This window comes from Clostridium aestuarii (assembly GCF_026735135.1).
GTDB lineage: Bacteria > Bacillota > Clostridia > Clostridiales > Clostridiaceae > Clostridium_H > Clostridium_H aestuarii.
Genome location: NZ_JAPQER010000008.1, coordinates 76,552 through 96,204, shown reverse-complemented (window position 1 = coordinate 96,204; position 19,653 = coordinate 76,552). Strand labels below are relative to the sequence as shown.

Genomic DNA, 19,653 nt, shown 5'->3' with positions numbered 1-19,653 from the left:
ATATTATAAATCCACAATTTTAAAAATTAAAATTTCAGACCGCTAAAAATTTACAATTAACAGAGATTTTATGTTTCCATACAAATAAAACATAGTACTAAAAAATAAGGGGCATAAAAAGAAAGGGGGATTAAGAAATTTATTATGAATAAGAAACTTAGCACTATTACAACTATAACCTTTATTTTTTCGGTAACTTTCTTAGTTTCAGTATGTGATAATTTAAGAGGACCCTATGCACCTTCAATAAAATATTTTTTTTCTGCTAATGATACACAAATTGGTTTTATGTTTATTATTTGCTCACTTGGATATATGATTTTTTCATATATATGCGGTATATTATGCGAAAAATTTGACCATAAATTAATTATTTACATAGGATTTATAATTTGTATTTTTTCTATAATTAAGATATGTATCGGTAGTAATTTTACCGATTTTCTTATAGGTATGTTTTTTTTAAATGCTGGTGAAGCTTTTATTATTATTAGTTTTAACACTTTAGTTTCTTTAATGAATATTAGTTTCAAAGCAGTTATTATAAACTTAATGCACTTTTCCTATGGATTTGGTGCAGCTTTTATTCAAAAAAAATCAGGATTTTTACTATCAAATAATATAAGCTTTATATATGTTCATTTCATACTAGCTATATTATTTCTAGTAGCCTTAATTAAATTTGTTACTATTAATATTCCAAATTTTAAAAACACTAAACTAACTAATTCAATAAACAATAAAATCATATTTAAAAACAAGCTTTTATATTTTTATATGTTATCTTTGGGTTTATATATGGCAGCTGAAACCGCTACATCAAACTGGTTATTTACTTTTATGAAAGGTGCTTATAGCTATGACGAAAACACAAGTTCATTTTACTTATCATTATTTTTTATTTTGCTATCATTAGGACGTATTATAGGGGGATATATAGCAGAAAAATTTGGATATGTAAAAACATCTTTTATATCCTTATTCATAGGTTTTTTTCTATATACAACAGGATATATTTTAAGAGAGAACGGGATTATATTAATCTCTATATCTGGCTTGTTTTTTTCAATAGTTTTTCCAACAATGCTATTAAACATCAAATATACTTTTAACAAAAATATTTCTTATATAACAAGTATAATAATATCATTTTCCTCAGTATGCTGTATCTCTATAAATTTTTTAATAGGTACTTTAAGCGATTTTATTGGTATTTATAAAGCTTTTTATAGTGTACCAGTTTGCTTATTCATAAGTTCTGTTTTTTTATTCTTTATTTATACTTCTAAATAAGAAATTTGTAAAATTAAAAATTGCAAATATGAAATTCAAGTTTTGTTGTAAACAACACCTTAAACTTTATTTTTCACTATATTTTAAGTTTATAAAAGAAACACTAAGAACAACTTTTTATTGTTTATTCCTAGTGTTTATATAATTAAAATTCTATATTTTTTTCCTTTAGTAATTCTGGATTTTCATATATATTTCCTAATACTTCATCTCCAGTAATGATTAATTTGGCACAATTGTACATAAAAGAACCGCCACCATATTCTACTACACCTGCATCATTTCCAGTTTCTAATATGTCACCTTCATATATTTCCTTACCATTTATATCTTTACTACCTATATATTGCATTATCACATATTTATCATCTTCAAATATATTAAACGTCCATGATTTCATATCTTCAAATTGTATCATCTTTTTCTTTTGTTTATCCCAAGTTCTAAATTTGAACTCTCTCATAGTATCACCCCTTGGTTTATTATATCAATGCAGTTCTTATCTAATCAACATTTATTTAACTTCTAATTACTTGTCTTTATTCCGTTTTAAAAATTCTATTATAAATATATCAATATCTCCATCCATAACTGCATCTACATTTCCCATTTCTGTATTAGTTCTATGATCCTTAACCATTGTATATGGTTGGAATACATATGATCTAATTTGACTGCCCCATCCATTATCTTTTAAATCTCCTGTAAGATCCTCTATTTTCTCCTTATGAGCTCTTTCCTTAAGTTCGACAAGCTTTGACTTCAACAAACTCATAGCAGTTTCTTTGTTTTGAAATTGGCTTCTTTCATTTTGACACTGAACAACTATACCTGTAGGTATATGAGTTATTCTAACTGCTGAATCCGTTTTATTTATATGTTGACCACCTGCTCCACTTGCACGGTAAGTATCTACTCTCAAATCCTCTGATTTTATTTCTATATCTTGGCTTTTTGTAAGTTCTGGAACAACTTCCATTGATGCAAACGAAGTCTGTCTCTTTCCATTAGCATTAAAAGGAGAAATTCTGACTAATCTATGTATTCCCTTTTCTGCTTTCAAATATCCATAAGCAAATTCTCCAGTTATTTTTAATTCTGCACTCTTAATTCCAGCTTCGTCTCCAGGTAATAAATCTAGTATTTCAACTTTATATCCTTTTCTTTCAGACCATCTCTTATACATTCTAAGAAGCATTTCAGTCCAATCTTGTGCATCTGTTCCACCTGCTCCAGAATGAAGAGTTAAAATTGCATTGTTTTTGTCATATTCTCCTGAAAGAAGTATTTCTATTTTAAATTGTTCTATTATACTTTGAATTTCATTTATTTCATTCTTTATTTCATCTATAGAAAATTCATCCTCTTCTTCAATACTCATTTGAATCAAAACAGCTATATCTTCTAATCTATTTTTAGTATTATTATATTTATCTAATTTATCTTTTAAGTTTTTTGCTTCTTGAGTAATCTCTTGTGCTCTATTTATATCATCCCAAAAATTAGATTCCTGCATTCTATTTTCTAATTCTGACACATTATTCTCTATACTAGCAATGTCAAAGTGAAACCCTCACTTCATCTAGTTTTTTTTCTAATTCAATTGATTTGTTTTTAGCTTCTTCTAATTGAATTATCATAAAATCACCCTTTCTCTTTCATATAATAGTTAATTACTGACAATAACAATAACAATAACAATAACAATAAATTATATAATTAAAAAAACCAGCATAGCTGGATTTTTTAATTATATTTTTAAAGTCCTCTTCCACAACAATTTTTATATTTCTTTCCACTTCCACAAGGACACGGATCATTTCTTCCTATTTTTTCCTCTTTTCTTTTTATAGGTTCACGTTTAACTGAATCATCACCTTGCTGATTAGTAGCAGTTTCTTTTACTACTCTTTCTCTTTCAGGCGCTCTTTCAACTTGAACATGGAATAAATATTTCATAGTATCAATTTGTATATTATGAGTCATTTGCTCAAACATTTCACTACCTTCAAACTGATACGCTTGAGATGGGTCTTGTTGTCTATAAGCTCTAAGTCCTATACCCTGTTTTAAATGGTCCATATCATCTATATGAGCCATCCACTTAGTATCAACAACTCTTAGTAGAATAACCCTTTCTATTTCTCTTATTTGTTCTGAACCAAACATCTCTTCTTTTTCAGCGTATATTTTTTTAGCAATTTCTACAAACTTATCAATTATTTCTTCATCAGACATAATTTTAAGCTCTTCAATAGTTACGCTATCTTTTGGAAGATATATTTCTTCTAAATAAGCAATAAGTTTTTCTATATCTTCTTCAAGATTCTCATCTAACCCTGATATATGTGCTTTAACTGATACCGTTACAACATCTTTTATCATATCTTGAATTTGTTCTTTTAAAGATTCTCCTTCAAGCACTTCATTTCTTTGTTTATAAATAACCTCTCTTTGTTGATTCATAACATCATCATATTGTAATACGGTTTTTCTAACATCAAAGTTATTTCCTTCAACTTTCTTTTGTGCATTTTCTATTGCGCCTGTAACCATTTTACTTTCTATTACATCTTCATCGCTTAATCCTAATTTTTCAACTATACCTTGAAGTCTTTCTGATCCAAATATTCTCATTAAATCATCTTCTAGTGAAACATAGAATCTAGAAAATCCTTGATCTCCTTGACGACCAGAACGCCCTCTCAATTGGTTATCTATACGTCTTGATTCATGTCTCTCAGTACCTATTACCTTAAGTCCTCCAACTTCTGAAACACCTTCACCAAGTTTAATATCCGTACCACGTCCAGCCATATTAGTAGCTATAGTTACTCTTGCTCTTTCTCCTGCGCCTGCTACTATTTCAGCTTCTTTTTCATGATATTTAGCATTAAGTACTTGATGCGGTACACCTTTTCTCTTTAACATATCTGAAATAAGTTCAGATTTTTCAATACTTACTGTACCAACAAGTACAGGCTGCCCATTTTTATAAGTTTCTTCTATATCATTAACTATCGCTTTATATTTACCTTTTTCTGATTTATAAACCAAGTCTGAAGCATCTTCTCTAGCTATTGGTCTATTAGTAGGTATAACTATTACATCTAATCCATAAATTTCTCTAAACTCATTTTCTTCTGTTTGAGCTGTTCCTGTCATACCTGAAAGTTTATTATACATTCTAAAATAATTTTGGAATGTAATAGTTGCAAGAGTTTTAGATTCTTTTTGAATTTGAACCCCTTCTTTAGCTTCTATAGCTTGATGAAGACCATCACTATATCTTCTACCTTCCATAAGCCTTCCTGTAAATTCATCAACTATTATAACTTCTCCATCTTTAACCATATAATCTTTGTCTCTCTTCATTGTGCAATGAGCTTTTAATGCTTGAACTACATGGTGTTGAATCTGCATATTTTCTGGATCAGCGTAATTTTCAACATGGAAGTACTTTTCCGCTCTGTCTATTCCTTCATCTGTTAATATTACAGAATTAGTCTTTTCATCTACTGTAAAGTCATCTTCTGATAAAGTTTTAGCAAAAAAATCAGCAACTCTATAAAAATCTGTAGACTTTTCTCCTTCACCCGAAATAATAAGTGGAGTTCTTGCTTCATCAACTAAAATAGAATCCACTTCGTCCACTATACAAAAGTTCAAATATCTCTGAACCTTTTCTTCTTTATATATAACCATATTATCTCTTAAATAATCAAATCCAAATTCATTATTTGTTCCGTATGTAATATCTGAATTATAAGCTTCTCTTCTCTCTTCATTAGTTAAATCATGAATTATAACTCCTGTAGTAAGTCCTAGAAAACTATAAAGTTCATTCATTTGATCTCTATCTCTTTTAGCAAGATAGTCATTAACCGTAACTACATGAACTCCTTTACCACTTAATGCATTTAAATATGCTGGTAAAGTAGCCACTAGTGTCTTACCTTCACCTGTTTTCATTTCCGAAATTCTTCCTTGATGAAGAACTATACCACCTATTAATTGAACTCTATAATGCTTCATTCCTAAAACTCTCCATGCAGCTTCTCTACATACTGCAAAAGCTTCAGGAAGTATATCTTCTAAAGTTTCTTCGTTTTGTAATCTTTCTTTAAATTCAAAAGTTTTATTTTTCAACTGTTCATCAGTTAATTTCTGGATTTCTTCATCATACGATTCAATTTTATCAACCAAAGCACTTAATTTTTTTAATTGTCTATCACTATATGTTCCAAAAATTTTCTCAAAAAAACTCATTTAACTTCATCCTCACTAACTATTTTTTATTATAAGTAACTATCTCACTTTAAATACATTGATTGTATTATAACATCTAATTATAAACGGTTCAACAATTATAACTTTCAAAAACAATTACATATGTTAATAAAATATTAAATTTATGTTATCATTATTATTAGCATTATTTTTAATTTACTATATTTTTAATTTACTATATTTTTGTTGTACTATATTGTGTTTTTTTATTAATTTTATTGAATATTCCTAAAATTTAAAAATGGAAGTGATATTTATGCTACCTGAACAACCTTATTTTATATTCTACATAGAAAGTATAACATTATCTGATAAAAATATTGATCCTTCAACTTTATCTTTTTTAAATAAACTTTCTTTAAATAATTGTTACTTTTTTACTCATAATTGTGACATAAGCAGGAATACTTTCTACAATAAGTTAGCTTCTAGAAACATTCCTTGTACTTACAGTAATGTTATGACTCCTAGTTATCTCATTACTAATTATTACAAAGATATATACAGAGATTTCTCAGTATATCCCATAAGTAATTCTGATGATTTTCAAGATTTAGATACTTTAGGAATAAATATAGATTATATTAATCCAACCTTAATTTTTATTAAAACAAAAAAAATAAAAGAAAGTTCACTAAAATCGATAAGTAAAACTCATTGCCCAATAGTATTATCTTCTAATTTATGTATTAACAGATCATTGAATTGTGAAAAATGCAGTACTGTTTGTATAATAAAACAAATTAAATCTAAATTTAAGGAAAGAATCATTATTCCAGATATGCCATATACATATAATAGTCATAATTTGTTTAAACAATTAAACATTCAACCTAAAAGTACTGTTGTTGTAACAAATTTATTAAGAGATGATTATATACAGTATCAAAGAATGGGATGTAGGCTTATTTTGACACTAAACAACGGAACTACTTTTGATCATTACTTAAACTCTGCTTATGATGCAGATTTAGTAGTAGATAATTTTAAAAATTTAGCTACTTTTTTAAACAAATAATAAAAGGAGGATTTATCCTCCTTTATTTTAAAATGCTGGTTCTATTAAACCATATTGTCCATCTTTTCTTTTATATAAAACATTAACTTCATTAGTATCCGCATTAATATATACAAAGAAATTATGATCCAAAAGTTCTAATTGAAGAATTGCTTCCTCATTATTCATAGGCTTCATTGGGAATCTTTTGAATTTAACTATTTTAGATTCCACATTTTCATCCTCAGTAGGAACGTATTGGGGTATAAATTGAAACTTTAATGAATCTCCATATTTCTTTCTTTCTAATTTAGTTTTTTGTTTTCTTATTTGTCTTTCTATTTTTTCTAAAACCATATCTATTGATGCATACATATCTTCACTAACTTCTTCACCTCTTAAAATAACTCCATTAAAAGGTATTGTCACTTCAACTATGTGTCTACTCTTTTGCACACTCAAAGTTGCATTTGCTTCTATTTCTGGACTGAAGTATTTTTCTAATTTTGATAATTTTTTTTCGATTGAATTTTTTAATCCTTCTGTTACAGTTATATTTTTGCCAATTACTTTTATATTCATAAAGCCAGCCCCTTTCCCGTATATCTTTTATTATGTCTAAAAAAAATATTGATTTATTCTTCTTTATTACATTCTATTACTAAATGATATCAATAACAAGTGCAATAATTTGAATTTACAAAATATTTAATAAATTTAGACTATTATTCTTTACCTTTTCTTGCTTTCTTTCTATTTTGTTATACGATTTATAGGAGGAAATAATATTATTTTTATGTTATAATGAACAGTGGATATATTTATATATTACTCCTTGCTGCTGTTAATACCAACACTTCTTTGGCTCCATTTTCAAGTAAATTTTTAGCACAATAAAAGCTCGTAGCTCCTGTAGTTACAACATCATCTATTAACAATACTGTTTTACTTTCTATTTGCATGTACCTTATACTCCTAAAGGAATTTTTCAAGTTCAACCATCTTTCTTCTTCATTTAAGCCTATTTGATCCTTAGTATTTTTAGTCTTTTTTAAAATTCTATAAACCTTTTTATTCATTTCATTTCCTATAATTTTAGCCAAATACTCACTTTGATTATATCCTCTTTTTTTAATAGCCTCTCTAGTTGATGGGACATACGTAATTACATCAAATTTAATCTCTTGTAATTTAATTGTATTAATCATATATTTAGCTAAAACCTCTCCAGCTTTAAAATCATTTTTGTATTTTAACCTTATTATCAGTTCTTTTATTATGGAAGAATAGTACGCTGAACTATAACATACTATCTTTATACCATCATTAATAATTTCAAGAGAATTATTACATATTTTTACGCTTGCCGAACATTTACCACAAAGCAATTCTTCCTCTTTAATATAGCCATTGCAAATAATACATTCCCTTGCATCACTATATATTACTTCATTTATGCATTTAACTAAATATTTTAAACTTTTAATAATTCCATTTCCCATGCTTCTTTATTAAAATGTCTAGTTATATTTTTAGTAATATCGATATCTTCTGTTTCACTGTTTCCTAAAAATATAACTTCTCCCTTATGTCTTCTTTCACTTCTTCCTACCTTTCCACAAAAATAAACTAATTTTTTATAATCAAATAATTTATCATTAGCAAAAAACACCATAATATTGATATTATTAAAATTAGCATATAAGTCTTTAAAATCATTAGTTATAATTATTCCTTTTTTCATTCTTATGAAATTCAAAAACATTTTATCATCATTTTTCTTTTTTATGAATGTAAATATATTTTTATTAAGCCTACTGCAATATTTATATAAATATTTATAAACATTAATAATTTTTTCTTCGTCAGGAACATATACAATAACCTTATGTTTTATATTAACAGACCACTTAAAATATTCATAAACAACATAAGGAATATCCTTATTCATATCTATTCTTGTACCAATAAATTTAGGTTCTATTATCGGATAACAATTCTCTCTTACTGGTAAAATTATTTCTCTTTTGTTTTCAAAGATTTTTTCTATTGAAAAAGAAATCACTTTACCATCACTGGCACACATAGTCTTCAAACCTTTAATAATTTCATTCTTCGAATACATAGGAAAACTGTTTATATCATCATAAATAACTAAATCAAATTTATCTTTAAGCTTCTTTAATCTCTCATACTGTGAAACCACCAAAAGAGCACTACCATAGTCACCATTTTCTCTAAAATAAGAATATCTTCTAAACTTGCTCACTTCTTTTATTCTATAAAGAATATCAATATATAGACTATCTTCGTTAGTCACATATAAAACCCTTTTATTATTATTAACAAAATACAATATTATACCCATAAAAATTTCAGTTGAATTATATGGAGGAGATATTACATTCAAAAATTTTTCTTTACTAAAATTCCAATCCAATATCTGCTTACTTATTTTTTCTTTTTCTAAAGTAAACTTTGAATTTTTAAAATGCATTTTTATTACTTATCCTCCTCAACAAAATTTTCATCAGAACTGAATATATTCCCATCTAATATATTCAATATTCTCCATTTAAGTGATGAATATCTTTCAAAACTTTTATTATTATTAATCATAAAATGTACAGCCTTTGAAAGACCTACTAAAACTACCATTTGCTTTGCTCTAGTAATTCCTGTATAAAACAAATTTCTATTCATAAGAAGTGGTGGTCCCATAAACATTGGCATTATTACAACTGGGAATTCACTTCCTTGACTTTTATGAACAGTCATCGCATACGCTAGTTCAAGTTCATCTAAATACATATTATCATAAATAATTTTTTTATCATCTTCAAATATAACAGTTACTCTTTCATCATCAATTGAATCTATGTACCCTATATCACCATTAAAAACACCAACACCTTCTTTTTCTCCTTCTCCTTTTATCCTAGTCCATTTCAAATTATAATTATTTTTAGTCTGCATTACTTTATCTCCAACTCTAAAAATAATATCTTTAAACTCCATTTCTTCCTTATCCTTACTTTTAGAATTCAACACCTGCTGAAGCCTTATGTTTAGATTTTTTATTCCAAGTGTACCTTTTCTCATAGGAGATAAAATCTGTATATCTTTAATCTTATTCCATTTTTCATTAAATTTAGGAAGTCTTTTATTAATTAACCCTATTAAAGTATCCAATATTTCCTCTTCATTATTACATTTTAAAAAATAAAAATCCTTGTTTTTCTTATTTAGAATAGGCATTTCTCCACTATTTATCTTATGTGCATTAACCACAATCATACTTTTTTCAGCTTGCCTAAAAATATCTTTAAGCCTAACAACCTTAACACATTTACTTTGTATTAAATCTCTTAATACATTTCCAGGCCCTACAGATGGAAGTTGATCTGCATCACCAACAATTATAAGTCTTGTTCCCATAGGTACCGCCTTAAGAAGATTGTTCATAAGTAAAATATCTATCATAGATGCTTCATCGATTATCAACACATCACATTGCAGAGGAGATTCTTCACTTTTTAAAAAATCCCTATCATCTTCATTGTTGAACCCAAGTTCTAATAATCTATGTATTGTTTTTGCTTCTCTACCTGTAGCCTCCGCCATTCGTTTTGCTGCTCTTCCTGTAGGTGCTGCCATAAATACAGTCATTGCCGCCGCTTCAAATATTTCTGTTATACATTTAATTATTGTTGTTTTACCAGTACCTGGACCACCAGTTATTATTTCAATTCCATTTTGAAATGCTCCCTTTATGGCTTCAACTTGTGTCTTTGCAAACTCAATCTTATTTTCTTCTTCAAATTTTTTAATTTCTCCATCAACATTTATTTTTAAATCACTATAAGCACTAGTTGTAAGCGTTAATATCTTACTAGTAACTGATAATTCACAATAATAATAAGGCATAGTAAAAACGCATTCTTTTTTTTCTATATCTTCTACCTTTAATTTACCATCTAGTACATTTTCCTGTATATTTTTCTCTATAACACCTTGCGCTACTCCAAGTACTTTTTTTGCTTCCTTTAACAATTTATCAAGAGTCATATAAGTATTACCCATACTACAAAACTGGTTTACTATATACCTTATACCACATTGTATTCTGTAAGGCGAATCAATTTCTATTCCTAAATTTCTAGCTATTTTATCAGCAGTTTTAAACCCAATACCAGCTATTTCATCTGTCAAAGCATAAGGATTTTCTTTTACAATATTTATAGAATTTTCTCCATATCTTTTATGTACTTTAACACATTGTTTTACAGTTACACCATAAGTCTGTAGAAACATCATTATGTTTCGTACTTCTCTTTGTTTAGAATAAGTTTTAGCTATCGTCTCTACCTTTTTGTTTCCTATACCATCTATTTCTTTCAATCTTCCTATATCTTCATCAAGTATCTTTAGCGTTTCTTGCCCAAAATATTCTACAATTTTTTTTGCAGTAACAGGTCCAATTCCTGATATAACACCAGATGACAAGTACTTCTCTATTCCATCAAGGGAACTCGGCACTACTTCTTCACAAGATATAACTCTAAATTGTTGTCCGAATTGTGGGTGAAGAACCCATTCACCTTTTATTTTTAAATTCTGTCCTTCAACAATATAAGGTATACATCCAGTTATTGTTATATTTTTCTTTTTTTCCTTTACATGGGCTACTGTATACCCATTATCTTCATTTTGAAAAATTATATCATCTACTGTTCCTTGTATTTCATCCATAAAATCGCTCCTAAAATTCATTTACCTATATTCTTTATACTTATTTAATTATAAAATAAATATTGTTAATTACTCAACTACTATATATTATTTTTTACATAATTCTTTTCTTATAAACAATTAATAAAAGCTAGTGCCTCTTCATAGACACTAGCTTTTAATTTATACATCGACAACATTTTATACATATGTTAATTTAACAAATTGTTTCATTTACTCTAAATCTAAAACTATATTTATAGTAATTTCTTTATATCTTCAACTTTATCTAGTTTTTCCCATGGAAGATCTACATCTGTTCTTCCGAAATGACCATATGCCGCTGTTTGTTTATATATAGGTCTTCTTAGATCTAACTCTTGTATAATCGCACCTGGTCTTAAATCAAATACTTTATTTACAATTTCAATTATTTTTTCTTCTGAAACTTTTTCTGTTCCAAATGTTTCCACTCTTATTGATACTGGTCTAGCAACACCTATGGCATATGCTAACTGTACTTCAAGTTTATCTGCAACTGCTGCAGCAACTAAATTTTTAGCAACCCATCTTGCAGCATATGCAGCCGATCTATCTACTTTAGTTGGATCTTTTCCTGAAAAAGCACCACCACCATGTCTGCCAGTTCCACCATAAGTATCAACTATAATTTTTCTTCCTGTCAAACCAGAGTCACCTTGAGGTCCTCCAATTACAAATCTTCCAGTTGGATTAATATAATATTTTGTTTTATCGTCTAACCATTTTTCAGGAATAACTGCTTTTATTACATGCTGCATTATATCCTTTTGTATTTGTTCTTGAGAAGCCTCTGGTCCATGCTGAGTTGAAACAACTACTGCATCTATTCTCACAGGTTTTTCTCCTTCATATTCAACAGTAACCTGAGTTTTTCCATCTGGTCTTAAATATGATAATGTATTATTTTTTCTAACCTCTGTTAATCTTCTTGAAAGCTTATGAGCCATGCTTATTGCAAGAGGCATATACTCTGGAGTTTCATTAGTAGCATAACCAAACATCATACCTTGGTCTCCAGCTCCAACTGCTTCCACTTCATCTTTTTCACCTTGTCTTGATTCTAACGCTTCATTAACACCCATAGCTATATCTGGTGATTGTTCATCAATAGATGTAATCACTGAACAAGTAGCAGCATCAAATCCATATTTAGCTCTTGTATATCCAATTTTCCTAACTGTTTCTCTAACTATCTTAGGAATATCTACATAACATTTAGTTGATACTTCTCCCATAACCATAACCATACCCGTAGTAACTGCTGTTTCGCATGCAACTCTACCATGAGAATCTTTTGCTAAAATAGCATCTAAAACAGCATCAGAAATTTGATCACACATTTTATCTGGGTGTCCTTCTGTAACTGATTCTGAAGTAAATAATCTTTTCATATTTTATCTCCTTTTCACAAATAAAATTACACCCTCTTCTTATGATGAGAAGAGGGTGCTAAATGCGCTCTTCTTATCTTGCAGATTTCTCTGCAGGAATTAGCACCTTTGTACAAAATTGTACAGGTTGCTGGGCTTCATAGGGCCATTCCCTCCACCTCTCTCGATAAGAGTATATTTATTACATAATATCTATTGATTTTTTATTTAAGAAACAACTTAATGCTATCATAGTAAAATATTCATGTCAATAATATTATATGTCATTTTACTAAAAGTAATTCAAATTAACAATTTATTTACAAATAAAAAAGACATCTAATTTGATGTCTTTTGGTGGAGGAAGATGGATTCGAACCATCGAAGCGAAACGCAACAGATTTACAGTCTGCCCCCTTTGGCCACTCGGGAACTCCTCCCTAATTAAATCTCAACACAAGTAACAAAGTCTTTACTATACACCAACATCATTCCAATTAAATGGTGGGCACAACAGGGCTCGAACCTGTGACCCCCTGCTTGTAAGGCAGGTGCTCTCCCAGCTGAGCTATGCGCCCATTTATTTGGTGGAGGAAGATGGATTCGAACCATCGAAGCGAAACGCAACAGATTTACAGTCTGCCCCCTTTGGCCACTCGGGAACTCCTCCGTTTTTGGTGCTGGCACCAGGACTTGAACCCGGAACCTACTGATTACAAGTCAGTTGCTCTACCAGTTGAGCCATGCCAGCATACTTTATTAACTTGTTGTTTTGTTTGACACTGTCATCTCAACTGCGCCAACGAATATTAGTATACATAGATATTCGTTTTATTTCAACCTTATTTACATGGCATTTACGAAGCTCTTCTCTTTTTTATTTAATTTTTCACTTTTTTTCTCCATTTTACGCATTAATTTATATTTTAAAATTAATTTTTAGCCTAAATACTAAATTGCATTTAACTACTATCTAATAATATTATTTCCCAATGTCCTTATTTTTCCCTCTTTATTTATCTTTTACACTATACTATAATAATACAAGTAAAAAATCATTAGGGGGATTATCATGCAAAAATTATTAAGTAGACTTCGTAAAGCTATTGTTGATTTTAATTTGATACAATCTGGAGATAAAATAGCTGTTGGATTATCTGGTGGAAAAGATAGTATAACCTTATTACACCTTATGAAAACCTATCAAAGATTTTCACCAGAACCATTTGAATTAATAGCAATAACACTAGATCCTGGTTCAGGATCAAATTTCGATGGAATGATACAAATGTGTAAAGATTTAGATGTACCTTATTATTTATTCAAAACTCGTATACAAGAAATAGTATTTGACATAAAAAAAGAAAAGAACCCTTGTTCCTTATGTGCAAATCTAAGAAGAGGTGCATTAAATGATAATGCCAAAAAATTAGGTTGTAATAAAATTGCTCTAGGGCATCATAAAAATGATGCTATCGAAACCTTACTATTATCTATGTTTTATGAAGGTAGAATCAATACTTTTTTACCTAAAACATATTTAGATAGAGTAGATATATCATTAATACGTCCTATGATATATATAGATGAAGAGCACATAAAAACTCTTGCTTCAAAATATAAATTTCCAATTGTAACCAACCCATGTCCAGCAGATGGTTTTACTAAAAGAGAGTATATGAAAAATTTAACATACTCACTTGAAAAAGATATTCCAGGACTAAAAAATAATTTATTGAATTCATTATCAAATACAGAACAATTAAATATATGGTTTAAAGAACAAAAAGAGAGTTAGTGTTTATCAACTCTCTTTTTGTTTAATTAATTGAAACTTAACTTAAAGATGTGATTTATATTGTATCTGAAGCTAAGTTTCAATTTATATTTATCTATTTTTCATAATATTTAATGTCACTTCATATACATTACCAAGGAGGTGTATTTCTGTTGAATAAAATTAAAATTCATTATAATGATAATTTATCCTATTATAAAATCGCTTATTTTTTTAAAGATTATATTAATGATAATTCAATAATCATTTGTATTGGAACCGATAGATGTATAGGGGATTGCTTAGGTCCTTTAGTTGGAACTTTGCTTAAAGAAAAGAACTTTCCTTTAACTGTATATGGAACAATTTCAGAACCTATACATGCTTTAAATATAACTGATAAATTAAAAGAAATAAAAAACATGCATCCATACTCTAATATCATAGGTATAGATGCATGTTTAGGTGATAATAAAAACATAGGAGAAATTCAAGCTAGAGATTATCCTATTCATCCAGGAAAAGGCGTAGGAAAGTTTCTTCCTGATGTTGGTGAAACTTCTATAATAGGTATTGTAGACTCTAGTGATAATAATGAATTGTTTACAAATAGAAATATACGTCTAGATTTAATTTTAAATATGGCTAAAGTAATTACTCATTCATTACTTCATGCATATTATCTCTCTTCTTCACATGATGCCAAATTAACAAATGCTCCTTATCATTAATTAAAATAAAAGCTCTATAATATTAAAATTATAGAGCAAATTTACACAAATGCTAATTTAATTAATTAAATTAATGTCCTGTCCTTTATAAGATGTATCCATTTTATCTAAAAAATTTAAAACTTGACCCGTACCAAGTGCAACAGATGAAATTGAATCTTCTGCAACAGAAACGGGAACTTTAGTAACTTCTGTTATTAATTTATCTAATCCATTTAACAAAGCTCCTCCACCAGTCATAACAATTCCTTTATCAGCTATATCTGCTGCAAGTTCTGGTGGGGTTTTTTCAAGAACTGAATGAGTACATTCTGCAATAGCATTTACTGCTTCGCTTAGGGCTTCTCTCATCTCTTCTGATGAAACACTTATATTTTTAGGAAGACCAGTTATTAAATCTCGTCCTCTTATTTCCATACTAATCTCTTCTTCTTTTTTATATGCACAACCAATATTTATCTTTAATTCTTCTGCCGTTCTTTCACCAATCATTAATTTATGCTTTTTCCTTATGTATTTTATAATAGATTCATCAAAATTATCTCCAGCAATTTTAATTGAACGTCTTACAACCATTCCGCCTAAAGAAATAACTGCAATATCAGTAGTTCCTCCACCTATATCAATAATCATATTCCCACTTGCTTTTGTTATATCTAATCCTGCTCCTATTGCTGCTGCTAATGGTTCTTCTACTAAAAATACTTTTTTAGCACCCGCATTAACTGCTGCATCTTTAACCGCTCTTTTCTCTACTTCTGTAGCTTCACAAGGAACACAAATAACAACTCTTGGTGCAGTTACTCTTCTATTGCCACAAGCTTTTCTAATAAAATGTTTTAACATTTTCTCCGTAATATCATAATCAGATATTACACCATCCCTCATAGGGCGAATAGCAACTATGTTGCCTGGAGTTCTTCCAATCATTTGTCTAGCTTCTTCACCTACAGCAAGAACTCTATTAGCATTTCTATCTATAGCAACAACCGAAGGTTCCTTTAATACTATGCCCTTGCCTTTTATATAAACTAATACTGTAGCTGTACCTAAATCTATCCCCATATCTGTACTCATCTTAAAAAACATTCTTATTTTCACTCCTGCTCTTTTGTGTACTATATTTATACATTTCTCTACATTATATTATATACTTTTATATAACTTTATTCTATAGGATTACAAAAAAATCCTTTTTCTTTTTTGAGCAAGAACATTTTCCATATTTATATATCTATATTTTTATCCCTCTAATGTTTTATACTTCATTCTTGTTGCTTTACCGCCCCTTATGTGCCTTTCAGACTTATTTAAATTTAATACATCTTTTGCTCTTTGGGCTACTTGAGGATTTATTTTTGGCAATCTTTCTGTCATATCTTTGTGTATTGTACTTTTACTAACACCAAAAACTTTAGCTGTTTTTCTTATTGTTGCTTTTGATTCTATAATATATTTTGCAACTTCAAGAACTCTTTCTTCAATGTAATCTTTCAAATTGCTACCTCCTTAACCTTATATACTTATAAATATGCATTTATGTTCTTTTAAATTACTTTTCTATTACTACTTAGCCATTTTCCGAATTAATTCAGAAAATGGCATTTATTTATATTAAGATTAGTATTTTATATATTTTTCTGGATTTACACACTTATTCTTGTCATCTATTTTTGAACCTTCATACATTTCTAAATGCAAGAAATCCTTTCCGTATTTTTCCTTGGAACCTCTTACAGCAGTTGCCCCGATTTTACCTAATTCGTTACCTTGTTTAACCTTGTCACCTTTTTTAACTTTTACATCTTTAGCTAAATTTCCATACATTGTGCTTTTTCCATATTCAGAATGATAAATAACTACTGTCATTCCAAAATCTCCATATCCTACTGATTTCACTTCACCATCAGCAACAGCTTTTACTGGTGTATTCGCTTTAGTTTTAATAGCAATACCAAAATTAGGTCTGTATGACTCTGTAGTATCCCACCATATAGGAGTAGTAGAATATTTCATTACTACTTCACCCTCAACTGGTTTTATAAATTTATGTTCCTTAACTTTTGAAACTGCAATCTCTTCCTTACTTTTTATAACAGCAATTCCTGGTTTGTTACTTTGTTTTTGTTCTTTTTTACTATTTTCAACTCTCAAAGCATTATCAAATTCTTGCTTTTCATTTTCTACTAAAGCCTTTGAAATATTATTTTCTTTCTTAGGAACGCCTTTTTGTTCTTCTTGTAATACCGGTGAATTTTTAGTAATAACTTTATTGTTCCTAGTAGTTAATGCTGCAAATACAGCAATAATACATAAACTCACAAATAGAACTACATAAAAGCCCTCCCTTCTAAAGAAATTTGATAATTTCTTGTTGCTATCTTTGTTTTTCATAAAAACACCTCCTTTTTGTAGTTTGTCCTTTGTGAAATAAAAAATACTTAAATTTTCAAAAAATGTTTCCTTATTTTTCATTATTTTTTTACATTTTTTTCGTATAACATATAAAAAAAACACCGAAAATTCGGTGCTTTTTTTATAGTAAACAATTAAATTTACCTGCAACTACTTGGTTTTAAAATTATGCACTTTCCTTAATTCTTAATTCTTAATTTAAATAGTTCTACTCCATTATAATAATGTTTTAATATCTCTTTATATTTTTTACCTTCTTTAGCCATTGCCTGCGCTCCCCATTGGCTCATCCCTACTCCATGACCATACCCATAACATTTTACAATTATATTATTTCCATTAAATTCAATAGTAAAATTTGAGGAAGTTAAATCTAAAACCTCTCTAAATTCTCTTCCCGTTATTTCAACATTCCCTATTTTTATTTTTTTCACACTCTTCCCTTTGCTTCTATCTAATATTGCTAATTGTTCTTTTATTAATTGAGATTTGATATTTGCTTTGGAATATGATTTATTAATAATACTTGTAAATTCATCATAAGTATATTTAAATTCTGTTTTATATTTAGGTGATATTTCTTCACCATAACTATCAACACTTTTTAAATAAGGAACCTCTTTGCTAAATACATCTACAGCATCTTCAGTCTTTCCACTACTAGTAGAAAAATAATATGGTTCCAATACTAGTTCCCCTTTATATGTCAAAACCTCATTTCTAGTTTCATCAACAGCTTTACTTAACTTTGTCCAATATTCATTTTTATATTTTTTAGGCCACATGTTCATTCTATCTATTTTACTTATATAAGCTTGACAGTCAATTGTATCAGTAACATCTCCTCCATATGCTTTTCCACTCTTTTTCCCTCCAAACATTTCTATATGCGAAAGACCATACGTTCTAGCCGCTACCGCTTGTGCTTTTAATGCTTCTATATCGAAATTTACTGGCATCTCTGCAGCTACAACCCCTTTAACATAATCCTCAATATTTATCTTTTTTATCTTTTTATCTTTGGAAAGATAAACATCTATATATAATTCATCACTACTATACTTTTTTGAAATAATGCTAACTTTACTGTCCATTCCTTCATTCTCTTTTTTATTTTTTATATCTTTTTTATTATCAATACCTACAATCATTATAGATATTCCAACAATAAATCCAAAAAACATAAATATAGTGAACAAAACTTTTTTCATACTTTTCTCCTAATCTTAATCTTTAATTACTATATTTTTATTATTAAAATTTCAAAAAATAACTTAATATATTAATGTTTCTAAATTCAAATTAAACTATGCACCTTGTAAAATATTTCTTGTTTTTTTTTATTGCTTAGTTATTAGAACAAATGTTATAATTTATCGTGTTAGAATACAAATTGGTCTGACAAGTTTTAACTGAAGTAAACACTTTCATTTCAATCATTTTTTAATTTTAAGGAGGGTGAATTAATGTTTAAAAGAAATGCGAAAGAATTAATTTTTAAATTGAGCCATTTTTTTGAAGCAATTTTAGCAATAGTAGTATTATTAAAAGTTTTATTAGGAACCATTGATTTATTTAGAATTATATGGGATTCTTATATAAACAATAGTGCCAAACCTGTTACGTATTATGAACTACAAGACTTATTTGGATATGCTCTTTTATTAGTTATAGGCGTAGAACTTGTTATAATGCTTACTTTGCATACACCCGAAAGTGTAATAGATGTTCTTTTATATGCTATAGCTAGGAAACTTTTATTAATCCCTAAAGATAAAGGTATGATAGAAGTTTTAATAGGAATAATTGCTATAGCTGGATTATTTGCTATTAAAAAATATATACTTATAAAAAAACCATCTTTAGCGAAAATCAATAGTTCACATTGAAAATTCACAGAATAGTTAAACAAAAACAAAGTTAATAGTTTAGATTTAATTTCTTGTGTATATCTTTCTAGTACTCTATGCACTATAAGATTATATAGATTTTTTTATTAACCTTTTT

Annotated in this window: 17 protein-coding genes, 4 tRNA genes and 1 riboswitch; of the genes, 5 read left to right on the top strand and 16 right to left on the bottom strand. The window is 28.3% G+C overall.

Annotation, left to right across the window (positions count from 1 at the left end; genetic code table 11):
* Nucleotides 1-144 precede the first annotated feature (144 nt).
* Nucleotides 145-1,293: an MFS transporter gene (locus OW763_RS15060; protein WP_268042162.1), complete on the top strand. Its 1,149-nt coding sequence runs from the start codon at nt 145-147 to the stop codon at nt 1,291-1,293.
* Between the two features lie 145 nt (nt 1,294-1,438).
* Here the strand turns inward: OW763_RS15060 and OW763_RS15055 are convergent, their stop codons facing one another.
* From OW763_RS15055 to secA, 3 genes are all read right to left on the bottom strand, one after another.
* Nucleotides 1,439-1,756: a YopX family protein gene (locus OW763_RS15055; protein ID WP_268042160.1), complete on the bottom strand. Its 318-nt coding sequence runs from the start codon at nt 1,754-1,756 to the stop codon at nt 1,439-1,441.
* 66 nt (nt 1,757-1,822) lie between these two features.
* Nucleotides 1,823-2,933 (bottom strand): peptide chain release factor 2 gene (gene prfB, locus OW763_RS15050; protein ID WP_268042158.1). Its coding sequence is split into 2 segments (ribosomal slippage): nt 1,823-2,854 and nt 2,856-2,933, totalling 1,110 coding nucleotides; the frame shifts between segments, so codons are not numbered across the junction.
* Nucleotides 2,934-3,051: 118 nt separating this feature from the next.
* A complete protein-coding gene (gene secA / locus OW763_RS15045) occupies nt 3,052-5,562 on the bottom strand; it encodes a preprotein translocase subunit SecA (protein WP_268042156.1) in 2,511 nt (836 codons plus the stop codon).
* Nucleotides 5,563-5,839: 277 nt separating this feature from the next.
* Between secA and OW763_RS15040 the strand changes: the two genes are divergently transcribed.
* Nucleotides 5,840-6,601: an HAD family hydrolase gene (locus OW763_RS15040; protein ID WP_268042154.1), complete on the top strand. Its 762-nt coding sequence runs from the start codon at nt 5,840-5,842 to the stop codon at nt 6,599-6,601.
* 27 nt (nt 6,602-6,628) lie between these two features.
* Here the strand turns inward: OW763_RS15040 and hpf are convergent, their stop codons facing one another.
* From hpf to OW763_RS14995, 9 genes are all read right to left on the bottom strand, one after another.
* Complete coding sequence (hpf, locus tag OW763_RS15035; protein WP_268042152.1) at nt 6,629-7,162, bottom strand: ribosome hibernation-promoting factor, HPF/YfiA family; 534 nt, start codon at nt 7,160-7,162, stop codon at nt 6,629-6,631.
* A 239-nt stretch (nt 7,163-7,401) separates the two neighbouring features.
* Complete coding sequence (locus OW763_RS15030; protein WP_268042150.1) at nt 7,402-8,082, bottom strand: ComF family protein; 681 nt, start codon at nt 8,080-8,082, stop codon at nt 7,402-7,404.
* Nucleotides 8,055-9,077 (bottom strand): hypothetical protein, encoded by a 1,023-nt coding sequence (locus OW763_RS15025; RefSeq protein ID WP_268042149.1) that lies wholly within the window; start codon nt 9,075-9,077, stop codon nt 8,055-8,057. The genes OW763_RS15030 and OW763_RS15025 overlap by 28 nt, the downstream gene beginning before the upstream one ends.
* A gap of 5 nt (nt 9,078-9,082) precedes the next feature.
* Nucleotides 9,083-11,332, bottom strand: coding sequence for an SF1B family DNA helicase RecD2 (gene recD2 / locus OW763_RS15020; protein WP_268042147.1), 2,250 nt, complete (start codon nt 11,330-11,332; stop codon nt 9,083-9,085).
* Nucleotides 11,333-11,568: 236 nt separating this feature from the next.
* The gene (metK, locus tag OW763_RS15015) at nt 11,569-12,744 is read right to left on the bottom strand and encodes a methionine adenosyltransferase (protein WP_268042145.1); all 1,176 of its coding nucleotides are present in this window, start codon (nt 12,742-12,744) and stop codon (nt 11,569-11,571) included.
* A gap of 70 nt (nt 12,745-12,814) precedes the next feature.
* Nucleotides 12,815-12,917, bottom strand: a riboswitch (SAM riboswitch).
* Between the two features lie 161 nt (nt 12,918-13,078).
* Nucleotides 13,079-13,163: transfer RNA gene (locus OW763_RS15010), tRNA-Tyr, on the bottom strand.
* Between the two features lie 62 nt (nt 13,164-13,225).
* Nucleotides 13,226-13,301 (bottom strand) — tRNA-Val (locus OW763_RS15005).
* A gap of 7 nt (nt 13,302-13,308) precedes the next feature.
* Nucleotides 13,309-13,393, bottom strand: a tRNA-Tyr gene (locus OW763_RS15000).
* 5 nt (nt 13,394-13,398) lie between these two features.
* Nucleotides 13,399-13,474 (bottom strand) — tRNA-Thr (locus OW763_RS14995).
* Nucleotides 13,475-13,795: 321 nt separating this feature from the next.
* On the opposite strand from OW763_RS14995, the gene OW763_RS14990 reads away from it, so the two are divergent.
* Both OW763_RS14990 and yyaC read left to right on the top strand, forming a co-directional pair.
* The gene (locus OW763_RS14990; protein ID WP_268042144.1) at nt 13,796-14,521 is read left to right on the top strand and encodes a PP-loop family protein; all 726 of its coding nucleotides are present in this window, start codon (nt 13,796-13,798) and stop codon (nt 14,519-14,521) included.
* 152 nt (nt 14,522-14,673) lie between these two features.
* On the top strand, nt 14,674-15,231 hold the full coding sequence (gene yyaC, locus OW763_RS14985) for a spore protease YyaC (RefSeq protein ID WP_268042142.1): 558 nt from the start codon (nt 14,674-14,676) through the stop codon (nt 15,229-15,231).
* A gap of 57 nt (nt 15,232-15,288) precedes the next feature.
* Here yyaC and mreB read toward each other — a convergent pair whose 3' ends face one another.
* From mreB to spoIID, 4 genes are all read right to left on the bottom strand, one after another.
* Nucleotides 15,289-16,320 carry a rod shape-determining protein gene (gene mreB / locus OW763_RS14980; RefSeq protein ID WP_268042140.1) on the bottom strand — a complete coding sequence of 344 codons (1,032 nt, stop codon included), beginning with the start codon at nt 16,318-16,320 and terminating at the stop codon, nt 15,289-15,291.
* Nucleotides 16,321-16,473: 153 nt separating this feature from the next.
* The gene (gene spoIIID / locus OW763_RS14975; RefSeq protein WP_268042138.1) at nt 16,474-16,728 is read right to left on the bottom strand and encodes a sporulation transcriptional regulator SpoIIID; all 255 of its coding nucleotides are present in this window, start codon (nt 16,726-16,728) and stop codon (nt 16,474-16,476) included.
* 123 nt (nt 16,729-16,851) lie between these two features.
* Nucleotides 16,852-17,625: a M23 family metallopeptidase gene (locus tag OW763_RS14970; protein WP_268042136.1), complete on the bottom strand. Its 774-nt coding sequence runs from the start codon at nt 17,623-17,625 to the stop codon at nt 16,852-16,854.
* Between the two features lie 200 nt (nt 17,626-17,825).
* Complete coding sequence (gene spoIID / locus OW763_RS14965; protein WP_268042134.1) at nt 17,826-18,857, bottom strand: stage II sporulation protein D; 1,032 nt, start codon at nt 18,855-18,857, stop codon at nt 17,826-17,828.
* A gap of 255 nt (nt 18,858-19,112) precedes the next feature.
* Here spoIID and OW763_RS14960 point away from each other — a divergent pair, with 255 nt between their 5' ends.
* Nucleotides 19,113-19,535 (top strand): phosphate-starvation-inducible PsiE family protein, encoded by a 423-nt coding sequence (locus tag OW763_RS14960; RefSeq protein WP_268042132.1) that lies wholly within the window; start codon nt 19,113-19,115, stop codon nt 19,533-19,535.
* Nucleotides 19,536-19,653 lie beyond the last annotated feature (118 nt).

Bases quoted from the DNA above. Each gene is read 5' to 3' on its own strand.
- OW763_RS15060 (WP_268042162.1), top strand. From the start codon at position 145: ATGAATAAGAAACTTAGCACTATTACAACTATAACCTTTATTTTTTCG.
- OW763_RS15055 (WP_268042160.1), bottom strand. From the start codon at position 1,756: ATGAGAGAGTTCAAATTTAGAACTTGGGATAAACAAAAGAAAAAGATG.
- secA (WP_268042156.1), bottom strand. From the start codon at position 5,562: ATGAGTTTTTTTGAGAAAATTTTTGGAACATATAGTGATAGACAATTA.
- OW763_RS15040 (WP_268042154.1), top strand. From the start codon at position 5,840: ATGCTACCTGAACAACCTTATTTTATATTCTACATAGAAAGTATAACA.
- hpf (WP_268042152.1), bottom strand. From the start codon at position 7,162: ATGAATATAAAAGTAATTGGCAAAAATATAACTGTAACAGAAGGATTA.
- OW763_RS15030 (WP_268042150.1), bottom strand. From the start codon at position 8,082: ATGGGAAATGGAATTATTAAAAGTTTAAAATATTTAGTTAAATGCATA.
- OW763_RS15025 (WP_268042149.1), bottom strand. From the start codon at position 9,077: ATGCATTTTAAAAATTCAAAGTTTACTTTAGAAAAAGAAAAAATAAGT.
- recD2 (WP_268042147.1), bottom strand. From the start codon at position 11,332: ATGGATGAAATACAAGGAACAGTAGATGATATAATTTTTCAAAATGAA.
- metK (WP_268042145.1), bottom strand. From the start codon at position 12,744: ATGAAAAGATTATTTACTTCAGAATCAGTTACAGAAGGACACCCAGAT.
- OW763_RS14990 (WP_268042144.1), top strand. From the start codon at position 13,796: ATGCAAAAATTATTAAGTAGACTTCGTAAAGCTATTGTTGATTTTAAT.
- mreB (WP_268042140.1), bottom strand. From the start codon at position 16,320: ATGTTTTTTAAGATGAGTACAGATATGGGGATAGATTTAGGTACAGCT.
- OW763_RS14970 (WP_268042136.1), bottom strand. From the start codon at position 17,625: ATGAAAAACAAAGATAGCAACAAGAAATTATCAAATTTCTTTAGAAGG.
- spoIID (WP_268042134.1), bottom strand. From the start codon at position 18,857: ATGAAAAAAGTTTTGTTCACTATATTTATGTTTTTTGGATTTATTGTT.
- OW763_RS14960 (WP_268042132.1), top strand. From the start codon at position 19,113: ATGTTTAAAAGAAATGCGAAAGAATTAATTTTTAAATTGAGCCATTTT.